The organism is Veillonella sp., from assembly GCF_019414865.1.
Lineage (GTDB): Bacteria > Bacillota > Negativicutes > Veillonellales > Veillonellaceae > Veillonella.
Window position 1 is genome coordinate 1 of sequence record NZ_DXLG01000175.1, and the last position, 2476, is coordinate 2476.

At 37.7% G+C, this 2476-nt stretch carries 3 protein-coding genes; all 3 read left to right on the plus strand.

What is annotated here, in order from left to right:
* The first annotated feature begins 6 nt into the window (after positions 1 to 6).
* From QZ334_RS07930 to yfbR, 3 genes are read left to right on the plus strand one after another with little or no spacing between them, the layout of a single operon-like run.
* Entirely contained in the window at positions 7 to 936 is a 930-nt protein-coding gene (locus tag QZ334_RS07930) for a mechanosensitive ion channel family protein (protein WP_295233462.1), read from the plus strand.
* Between the two features lie 24 nt (positions 937 to 960).
* Complete coding sequence (locus QZ334_RS07935) at positions 961 to 1818, plus strand: D-alanyl-D-alanine carboxypeptidase family protein (RefSeq protein ID WP_227283278.1); 858 nt, start codon at positions 961 to 963, stop codon at positions 1816 to 1818.
* Positions 1819 to 1844: 26 nt separating this feature from the next.
* Positions 1845 to 2435 carry a 5'-deoxynucleotidase gene (yfbR, locus tag QZ334_RS07940; RefSeq protein WP_060923871.1) on the plus strand — a complete coding sequence of 197 codons (591 nt, stop codon included), beginning with the start codon at positions 1845 to 1847 and terminating at the stop codon, positions 2433 to 2435.
* Positions 2436 to 2476 lie beyond the last annotated feature (41 nt).

A 2476-nucleotide genomic window follows, 5' to 3' on the forward strand; every position in this document is an offset into this window, starting at 1 on the left:
GTTAGTATGAGTGAGCTTTTAAATAGGGCTTCTGAATTACTGTTTAAAGATGCAAATGTATTAATTCAATTTCGAGATTGGTTCTTTTCTCAAGCGGGTAATATATTATTAGCTCTTATTATATTTTGGGTAGGTCGTTATGCTATTAAATGGGTGAAAACCTTTGCTGTCCGTATTATGACTAAGGCTTCTTATGACTCTGCTGCGATGAGCTTTATTACGCAGATTATCAATTATGCATTGCTAGTAGGTCTAATATTGATTTGCTTAAATCAAATTGGTGTTCCTACTACATCCTTTGTAGCTGCCTTTGGTGCCTTTGGTTTAGGTATTGGTTTGGCCTTACAAAACAACTTATCTAACTTGGCATCAGGCTTATTAATTCTTATATTTAAGCCTTTTAGAGCAGGTCATGTTATTCAAGTTGGAGATACTGTAGGTAGTGTTAAGTCTATTCAATTTATGTATACTATTATCACTACTAAAGATCAAAAAAATGTGTATATACCAAACTCTATCCTTACCTCCCAAGCCATAACTAATATTGCTTATACCCACGAAAGGGTTATCCCGTTCGTCTTTGATATTGGTTATAACAATAATCATCATGAAGCAATTAAAATCTTAAAAAATATTTTTGCTGCTGATAAACGTGTACTCAATCCTAAAAATATGGAAATTGGTATTTCTGAATTTGGCGATAACTCTGTACGCATTGCTGCCTATGCACGCGTTAAGTCGAAAGACTTCTTAGATGTGCAATATGGAATTATGTCTGATGTAAAAGATGCGTTCGATAAATATGGTATCGACATTCCATATCCTCAACGTGTTGTATATCTTCAAAATGTAGATAACTCTACTGGTGAAATTAAGGGAACTAAGAAAAAAGCAAGTGGGACGGATGTTGCCATTGATGATAACCCTGAAAGTTAATATGTGATACAGAAAGTGAGATATATGATATCTTTAACAACTAATGTTTGTATAGTTTGGAAACGACTTATTTTGATGATAGCCTTTATAGGCGCTATTATTTTCGGTACTAGTGTTTCTCATGCGGCGTATATTGCGCCACCATCTACGATAGGTGAGGCTGTTGTTCTCATTGATGCGGATACAAAAGAAATCCTATTTGCAAAGAATCCTGATAAGTGGATGCATCCTGCGAGTACTACGAAAATGGTTACATTGTTAACAGCTCTAGAACTCAAAGGTACACAACTTGATGAACTGGCGACTATTAGTAGTTATGCCACTAGTATGGAGGAATCCAATCTGGGGGTTCGTGTTGGTGATCAAATTACCTTGGAAGGCGTTCTTGAAGGCATGATGGTTGCCAGCGGTAATGATGCGGCCGTTGTGGTAGCAGAAAATGTAAGTGGCTCTGTAGAGAACTTTGCAAAGGACATGAATCGCGTTGCTGCAAAAGCAGGGGCAAAAAATAGTGTATTTTTAAATCCTCATGGTTTGACACAAATGGGCCATCACTCTACGGCTCGTGACTTGGCGATGATTGCAGCGTATGGTATGAAATACCAAATGTTCCGCGATAAAGTAGCCAATGATTATTATAAGGTGCCTTATCAAAACCGTACGCCAGAAACAATTCGCACTACAAACCATTTCATTCGCAATAAATATCCCGGTGCTAATGGTTTAAAAACTGGCTTTACGAATGCTGCAGGAGAATGCTTGATTGCATCGGCTACCCGTAATGGCCATACTATGATTGTAGTTATGCTTAACGATGATAACCGTTGGGATGAAGCAGTACAATTCCTTGATTACGGCTTTAAACTTCGTGGAGTTATTTAGGGGAACTATTGTGTAATGGGGGATATATGAGTTCATTCTTTGCATTTTTAAAACGCATGCGCTTTATCAATCGATGGAGCCTTATGCGTAATACAGAAACTGAAAATATTCAAGAACATAGCCTTGAAGTGGCTATGGTAGCTCATAACTTAGCAGCTCTGAAGAACGAATATTTCGGTGGCAATGTAGATATTAATAAGGTGGCTGTTATTGCCATGTACCATGAGGTGAGTGAAATCTTCACAGGCGATATGCCAACACCGATTAAATATTTTGATCCAAAACTTCGTGAACTGTATGGTGAAGTTGAAACATTAGCACAAGAGAAAATGTTATCTACCTTGCCAGAACGATTACAAGCTGTTTATAAGCCTTTCATAGTAGATGCAGAGGATAATCCTGAGTGGCCTATCGTTAAGGCAGCAGATACAATTTCGGCCTATATGAAATGTGTAAACGAACTCAAGGCAGGGAACGATGAGTTTAAAGAAGCACATGACTCCATTTTGGCTAAACTGAAAGCACTCAACATGCCAGAAGTAGATATGTTCCTTGAGACTTATATGCCTGCTCTTGGTAAAAGCTTGGATGAGCTAAATTACTACGAAATCAAATAATGATTAAAAAAGAGACGACCAGCGGTCGTCTCTTTTTATTC